We start from the raw sequence: 7306 nt of genomic DNA on the forward strand, positions 1-7306 counted from the left end.
ACATGTCTGCAGTATCACCGGCCGGCCGCAGCACGGGTAGCCCGCGCGTACGCCTCGGCCAGCCCGGTCACGAACGCGTCGCGACCGAAGATCGTACGCGCCGTCAGCGCCCGGCGGGACGCGTCTACGACCGGCGCCGGGTCGCACGCCAGCTCGACCAGGCGGTCTCGGAGCACCGTATCGTCGCCGAAGGCCGGGATGCCCGCCGCGTCGAGGCCCTCCGTGAGGCGCTCGTCACAGTAGACGACGCCGCGGCAGCCCATGACCGACTCGGCCACGGTCATCGGCTGGTTGTCCCAGCCGACCGAGCTGAGCGCCGTGACGTGGCTGCGGGCGATCCAGCCGGGGATCTCGTCGTGGGCCACACGACCGTGGAACGTCAACCCCTCCCCCGCCCCGAGCGCGACCGCCTCGGCATGTTGGGGACCGGTGCCGACCAGGTCGACCCGAAGGCGCTCCGGGCCGACCTCGTCGACGGCGGCGCGTGCGGCGGCGACGAACGGCAGGATCCGCTTCTCGGCGGCGAACCGCCCCGTCCACAGCACGCGCAGGGGGCCGTGGACCGCATCCAGCGGGCGGGCGTCCGGCGCGTCGGGCACGGTGTTCGGCACGACCGTCACCGGTGCAGACCCCGCCCTCTCGAGCATCCGGGCCTGGTGAGCTGACGGCGACACGACCTGGTCGACGGCCCGCGCCGTGGCCAGCGTGACGTTGCGCAGGACCGAGTCGCCGGCGCGGTCGGCCAGCGGTTCGCGCAGCAGCTTGCGGCCCGTGATCAGCGGTGACAGGAACGGTGCGAGGGCTCGGATCGGGAGCTGTTGCTCCCGGGTGCCCTGCCAGAAGAAGGTGTGGACGGTGGCCACAACGGGCAGGCCCAGCCCGCGGGCGGCCGCGACCGCGGCACTGGCGAGGCCGAACTCGGAGTGGACGTGGACCATCCCGATGCGGTGGCGGGTGAACGCGGCCGCGAGCCGCTCACGGAGCCGAGGGGTGTTCAGCAGCAGCGAGAAGCCCAGCGCGGGTACGCGTACCCACGGCCGCAGACCCATGACTTGGACCCCGCGGCCGCCCAGCGCCATCAGGCGGTCGGCGACCGGCGAGACGGCCAGCACGTCGGTGTGGTCGGCCAGTGCGAGGGCCTGCGCATGGTAGGCGTTTTCGGCCCCGCCGAGGGTGGCGAGGCTGTAGTCGCTGACGAGCGCGGTCCGCGGCAGGCGTACGTCGCTCAGGCCGGTTCCTCCGCCTCGGCCGCCGCGCGGAGCTCGAGCTGTCGACGGCGGACCTCGGGATGGTATTTCGACAGGACCACCGCACCGGCCACGGCCAAGACGGCGGCGGCGATCATCAGCGCGTACGCCCAGACCGGGATGTGAGCACCCTCGCCGAGGACGATGATGCCGAAGAGGACGGCGACGACCGGGTCGACCGTGGTCAGGGTCGCCACGACGATCTCGGCATGGCCCACGGCGTGTGCCTGCTGGATGAACCAGCCTCCCACCGCGTACGTGGTCAGGATGCCGAGGATCGGCACTAGGACGTTCGGCGACGTCATCGAGTGGCCGAGGTCGAGGTATTTGAACATCGTCTTCATCAGAGCGGACGCGAGGCCGTAGAGGATCGCGCCCGATCCGGCGAGAGCGACGCAGCGGAACGTCGGCGGCGTCAGGCGGGAGGCCAGCCCGATGACGAGGCCCACGACGAACAGGCCGATCGCCGAGCCGATGATGAGGGGCTCGTTGAGGTGGGACTCGTCCTTGGCGTAGGTGGCGGCGAGCACGGTGAATGCGACGATGCCGACGACCGTCATGACGACGCCGGTCCACACGCCGGAGTTGTTGCGGTAGCCGTAGATGCGGCTCGACAGCAGCACCGACCAGACGACGGCGAGGATGCCTACCGGCTGGATCACCGTCACCGGCGCCATGTTCAGGGCCACGAGGTGGAGGGCAGCGCCGAGACCGATCAGGGCGGTCGAACCCAGCCAGCGCAGGTTGGTGAGCAGGGCCAGGAATTGTTCGACCGACATGGCGTCGTCGGTGCGCTCACCGTCGCCACCCTTGACCTTGCCGACGGCGGCGAACTGGCCGACCGCGCCACCTGCGAAGCAGAACGAGGCGATCAGGACCAGCCCGATGGCCAACGGGATGTTGACGTCCACGAAACTCCCTCCAGGCAGCAGGTTCCTGCGCCTCGGGGGAGTCTAGCGAAGCACACGTTCGCTTCAGGGAGGCGACGACGCGTGCCCCGACGCGGATCAGCGGTGGACGATGACCTTGTCACCCACGCTGACCTGATTGAACAGCGACGCCATGCCACCCTTGTCGCGCACGTTCACGCAACCGTGCGAGCCACCGGAGTAGCCGCGCGCCGCGAAGTCGGGCGAGTAGTGAACGGCCTGGCCGCCGGAGAAGAACAGCGCGTACGGCATGGGCGTGTGGTAGATGTTCGACACGTGGTCGCGCGACTTCCACTGCACGCGGAAGGAGCCCTCACGCGTCGGGAGCTCCTTGGTGCCGAAGCGGACCGCGAACGTCGACTTCACCTGGCCGTCGACGACCCACTTCATGGTGTTGGTCTTCTTCGAGATGCACAGCGCGCGACCCGTCATGCAGCGCGGGTCGAGGCCGGCGGCCGACCGGCCACCCTCGGACTTTTCAGCGGGCTTGTCGGTCTTCGGCGCCTCGAGGCCGAGCTCGACCTTGGTGGGCGTACGCGTCATCGACTGGAGGGTCGTGAGCGTGCCGCGGTCGACGACGCCGTTGGAGGTCAGGCCGCGCTTGGACTGGAAGCCCGCGACCGCGCTGGAGGTCGTGCTGCCGTAGTAGCCGGTCACGTTGCCCGAGAACCAGCCGAGCTGGGCCAGACGGGCCTGGAGGTCACGGACCTCGTCGCCGGAGGCACCCTTCGACATCACCGCGGGGCCGGGCGCGGGCGCGCCGGCCTTCGTCGGGGCAGCGGTGGCCTTCGGCTTCGCCGGCAGCGTGCTCCTCTTCGACGGGGTCGCCCGGGGCGTCGGCTGCTGGGTGGGCTCGCTCGACGGCTGGGCCGCCGGCGTGGGCGCCGGGGACTCGGCGGCCGGGGCCTCGGGGGCCGGGGCCTCGGGGGTCGGCTCGGCCGTCGGCGTCGGCAGGTCGATGGGCACGTCGACCGGCTGGGCTTCCGGCGTCTCCCACGGCACGGTGGGCACCGCCTGCGTCGACGCGTTGGCGCACCCCGCCATGGCGAGCACGGTGCTGGCGAGCGAGGCGGCGAGGAGACGGCGGGGCGCGACCATGGGGCGATCCTTGGGTCCGAGGACAAACGACGCCCTGATCGTAACCATGAGCAGGCCCCAGCTCGCAGAGTAAAACGCCTCCGCGACCAGATCGTGACCCACACACGCCACACCCGTCACCCCTCCGCCGCGCGCTGGGCGTCGTCGGCCTGATGATCTTTGGGTCGATCTCCATGGGCCCGGCGATCTTCGCGTTCACGATCCTGGGCTGCTCGCCCACGGCCTACACCGTGGCAGTGTTCACCCGCCAGTCGTGCCAGGGACAGGTGACAGGGCCCGCAGGAGGTCGATCAGACGACGGCGCAGCGGCCGCGCGCGATTGCTGAGCTCCCTCTGCCGGAGGGCGTACTCGGCGCGGCCCTCCGCGGTCTCCACCGGCACGGCCGTGTGGCCCAGCGAAGACACGTCGTACGCCGAGGAACGCATGTCGAGCAGCCGGATCTCACGCGCCAGCTCGAAGCAGTCAACGACGAGCTCACCCGGCACCAGGGGCGCGAGCTTGTAGGCGGCCCGATACAGGTCCATGCCCACGTGCAGGCAGCCCGGCTGGTCGAGCTCGACCTGGGTCGCGCGCGTCGGCGCGTACGCGTTGGCGGGGACGGCCTGCGGGGTGAAGAAGCGGTACGCGTCGTAGTGCGTGCAGCGCAGGCCGCGCTCGGCGACGATCTCGGCGGTCCGCTCGGGCGAGAACCGCAGGCCGAGCTGGGGGTGGCGGGTCTCCTCCGGCCGGAGCCCGAGCACCATGGCCCACTCGTGCATGCCGAAGCAGCTGAACGAAGGCGTACGGGTGTCGATGGCCTCCAGCAGCGCCCTCGTGGCCCGGACGGTGCCACCGCGACGCTCGAGGACCGCCGGGGTGTCGACGATCAGGCCCTCGTCGGTGCGGACGAAGTCGCGCGGTTCCCCCAGCTCGTCGCTGTCGGCGAGCACCACGCCGTGGCCGGGTGACCAGCGCCGGAGGTGGGCGGGTCGGTGCGAGTAGTACTCGAACAGGAAGTCGTCGATGGGGTGCTTCTCGCCGCGCGCGGCGCGCTCGCGGTGGCCGGCGACCAGGGCGTCGACGCGGGCCTCGTGGGCGTCACGGCGCGCGCGCCATGTGGGGCCGTCGAGGATGAGCACCGAACAATCCTAAAGGTGCGTGGACGTGACAGATCGTCCCCTCCTGCCCGCGAGGTTGGCCGTCGGCGAGCGGGAGAGGACATCAGTGCCGATGGGGTGTCAGGACGTCTTCATGCCCTGGCCGCCCTCGCCCAGCAGGTGGGCGACGGCCTTCGGCTGACGGTCACGGGTGAACGCGCCCTTCTCGTTGCCTCGTCGGCTAAGCCGGTGACGACGGCGACGCGCGCGGCCGGGACGGACGACAGCCAGACGCTGCGGTGGAGGCCGGAGCAGTTGTGGGTCGTGCCAGTACTCCAGTTTCCCGCCGCTGGGGGGGTGTCCTCGACCACCCCCGGTGGGACCGTCTGGAACGACAGGGTGTTGTTGACGCACGCGGTCAGCTGCGGGCGGTTCTGCTGCGTTCACGCAGCCAGGAACTCCTCGGACGGCCAGCCCGCCGTGACCCGGACGAGGCCGCCGGGCTCGACGAGCCGGGCCGCCACGCCGAGGGCCTCGAGCCAGGCGGGCGCATCCGCGCCACGCACCAAGGCGGCCTCGGCGAGACCGCGTGCCTCGGCGGCGGTCTCGGCCGCCACGGAGACGGTCGCCCAGGCGGGTGGCCGGGGCACGAGCGCACGGGGGTCGGCGAGCCGCGCAGCGGCCCGGGTCGACGTGCGCCAGCTCGTCCTACGTGTCGACGCGGTCGCGATGGCGCCCGTCCCGACGAGCGTCACCTGGCAACCGGGGTCGGCAACGACATCGCGTACGCGGACCTGCCAGCCGCCGTCGGGGGCCTCCCCAGCCGTCGCGACGTGGCCGCCGACGTTCACCAGAACCCCGCAGCCCAGCTCGGCCGTCGTGCGCCGGGCAGCATGGTCCGCCGCCGTGGCGCGCGCGTGGGCGCCCAGGTCCAGGGCGACGCCGGCGGGCACGACCAGCACGTCGCCGCGCAACGCGATCCGCATCCATCCCGGGTTGGTCCCCACGACACGTACGCGGGTGGTCCCCACGGTCTCGTCGCTCAGGTCGACCAAGCCCCGGTCGGGGCCGTACGCGGGGGCCGCCGGCGAGGCGAGACCCCCGGTCCGCGCCGCGAGCTGGAGTGCACCGACCATGAGTTTGCGCAGCGTCTCCGAGACCTGTACGCCCTCGGGCAGGCGCGTCGCGATGCGACGCACCTCGGCGTCGGGATGATCACCTGCCACTCGATCCAGGTCGGCGACGACCGCGCCGACGACGGACGTGGCCGCCAGCAGGCGCGCCTCGTCGGTGACCCAGACGGTGACGGGCATGGAGCCCTCGTGCCAGGTGGCCGAACTCGTCATGTCAGGCCTCCAGAGTGTCGACGTGCGCATCGGAGTCGGCCGCACGGAGCACGATCGGCCCCGATGTGGTCGAGTCCGGGACCGGCTGGCCGCTGGGGTCCTGGCCCTGCTGGCCGGGAGCGCTTGGCATGCCCTCGGGACCGCTCTGGCCGGCCTGTCCCCCCTGACCGTTCTGCCCGTTCTGACCGCCCTGGCCGGGCATGCCACCACGTCCCGTCCCGCCGTGGCGTCCACCGTCCGTACCGGGGCGCCCTCCCGGGCCGCCCATGCGTCCGCTCTGGGTCTGCACGGGGGTCTCGGGGGCGGTGACGGCGCTGGCCACGGCCGTCCCTCCGGCCCCTACGATGGCCGCGCCGACGGCGACGGTCACGGCGGTGGCCACTCCCCGGCCGCGCCGCTTCGCCGAGGGGTGTGGCCCGCCCGGCCGTTCGCCGGGGGTGGGCTCGTACGCGTGGTCCATGTCCGCTCCTTCGGATCGCTGCTCGATGACCACGACGCTAGAAACGGGGGCTGTGCAGGGCCTGTGCGTGCCCTCAGGGACAGATGTCAGTCGCTCAGAAGGCGGCCGGCAGGGTGCCCGCGACCCACAGCCACCGGTGGACGTGGTGGCACAGCACCAGGTCGGCGAGCTCGCCGACGAGGATGTCGCCGCGGTCGGCGAGGCCCGCCGGTGGGCGGCCTCGAGCGTCGTCGGGAACTGGGCGGCCCCGGCCCCTCGCTCGACGAGCTCGTCGATCGCGTCGGCGGTGTCGGGGTCGTGGCCCATCAGGCGGACCCGCCCGGCATTCGCCAGGTACGCAGCATCGCGTCCCCTGCTCCTTGAGCACGTCGAGCCTGACGCGATGGTCCACGCCGAGGGCGCGTACGCCGACACCTGCCGGGTGAGCTCGAGCGCGGCCCCGGGCTCGCGTACGACACCGCGGGCGCGCTTGAGTACCGTGGCGCTCGGGGCCGTGAGGATCGTCCAAAAGGTTGAGATTCAGTTCAATACTGTGCGCGATGCCGCACGGGGACTTCCATGTGAAGTTGATGGCATGACAATCTCTCGTGCGCGTAGACCCCTGTCCGACCGGCTGACCTCGCGCGGTGGCGCGTGGATCTCGATCGGCCTGGTTCTGTTGGTCATGGTTGGTTTGTTCGGCGTATTCGGGTCAGCGAAAGCGCCGGCACGCAACGCTCAGGCGCCTGCTCGTGCCGAGTCCACGCGCACGAGCGAGTTGATGGCCAAGTTCCCGAATGCGCACCGCCAGTCCGTGCTCGTCGTCGCATCCCGGGATGACGGAGCGAAGCTCTCGGAGGGCGAGATCGAGAAACTTGGGGATCGCCTCCCGATGCTCGACTCCCACTCCGATGCAGACGCAAAGTCGACCGGGCCGGTGGTGAGCGATGACGGAAAGGCCGCAGTCCTGATCACACCGATCAAGGTCGGTGAGACGAACTCGGATACGGCGGCGGTGATCAAGGAACTGCGCACGGATATCGCGGGCCAAACGCCGACGGGGATGTCGCTGCTGGTGACCGGCGGGCCGGCGTTCGGCGCGGAGTTGAGTCCCCGATAGTGGTGTAGCGCGGTCGCTGTCCTCGTCCCGGTAGTGGACGTGGGTGCGGC

The 7306-nt window shown here is 71.5% G+C and carries 7 protein-coding genes; 1 reads left to right on the forward strand and 6 read right to left on the reverse strand.

Annotation, left to right across the window (positions count from 1 at the left end; genetic code table 11):
• Window positions 1–14: 14 nt before the first annotated feature.
• The 6 genes from ACYVGD_RS10115 to ACYVGD_RS10140 all read right to left on the reverse strand — a co-directional run bounded on the left by ACYVGD_RS10115 (window position 15) and on the right by ACYVGD_RS10140 (window position 6157).
• Window positions 15–1295 (reverse strand): glycosyltransferase, encoded by a 1281-nt coding sequence (locus ACYVGD_RS10115; RefSeq protein ID WP_460743409.1) that lies wholly within the window; start codon window positions 1293–1295, stop codon window positions 15–17.
• Window positions 1226–2158: a DMT family protein gene (locus ACYVGD_RS10120; protein WP_460743383.1), complete on the reverse strand. Its 933-nt coding sequence runs from the start codon at window positions 2156–2158 to the stop codon at window positions 1226–1228. The genes ACYVGD_RS10115 and ACYVGD_RS10120 overlap by 70 nt, the downstream gene beginning before the upstream one ends.
• Window positions 2159–2254: 96 nt before the next feature.
• Window positions 2255–3274, reverse strand: a complete 1020-nt coding sequence (locus ACYVGD_RS10125) for a L,D-transpeptidase family protein (protein WP_460743385.1) — start codon at window positions 3272–3274, stop codon at window positions 2255–2257.
• Window positions 3275–3514: 240 nt separating this feature from the next.
• Entirely contained in the window at window positions 3515–4393 is an 879-nt protein-coding gene (locus ACYVGD_RS10130; protein ID WP_460743387.1) for a 3-methyladenine DNA glycosylase, read from the reverse strand.
• Window positions 4394–4794: 401 nt separating this feature from the next.
• Window positions 4795–5697, reverse strand: a complete 903-nt coding sequence (locus ACYVGD_RS10135; RefSeq protein ID WP_460743389.1) for an FAD:protein FMN transferase — start codon at window positions 5695–5697, stop codon at window positions 4795–4797.
• Between the two features lies 1 nt (window position 5698).
• Entirely contained in the window at window positions 5699–6157 is a 459-nt protein-coding gene (locus ACYVGD_RS10140) for a hypothetical protein (RefSeq protein ID WP_460743391.1), read from the reverse strand.
• A 493-nt stretch (window positions 6158–6650) separates the two neighbouring features.
• Between ACYVGD_RS10140 and ACYVGD_RS10145 the strand changes: the two genes are divergently transcribed.
• Window positions 6651–7256, forward strand: coding sequence for an MMPL family transporter (locus ACYVGD_RS10145; protein ID WP_460743393.1), 606 nt, complete (start codon window positions 6651–6653; stop codon window positions 7254–7256).
• The last annotated feature ends 50 nt before the right edge of the window (window positions 7257–7306 follow it).

This window comes from Mariniluteicoccus endophyticus (assembly GCF_054780035.1).

Bases quoted from the DNA above. Each gene is read 5' to 3' on its own strand.
- ACYVGD_RS10140 (WP_460743391.1), bottom strand. From the start codon at position 6,157: ATGGACCACGCGTACGAGCCCACCCCCGGCGAACGGCCGGGCGGGCCA.
- ACYVGD_RS10135 (WP_460743389.1), bottom strand. From the start codon at position 5,697: ATGACGAGTTCGGCCACCTGGCACGAGGGCTCCATGCCCGTCACCGTC.
- ACYVGD_RS10125 (WP_460743385.1), bottom strand. From the start codon at position 3,274: ATGGTCGCGCCCCGCCGTCTCCTCGCCGCCTCGCTCGCCAGCACCGTG.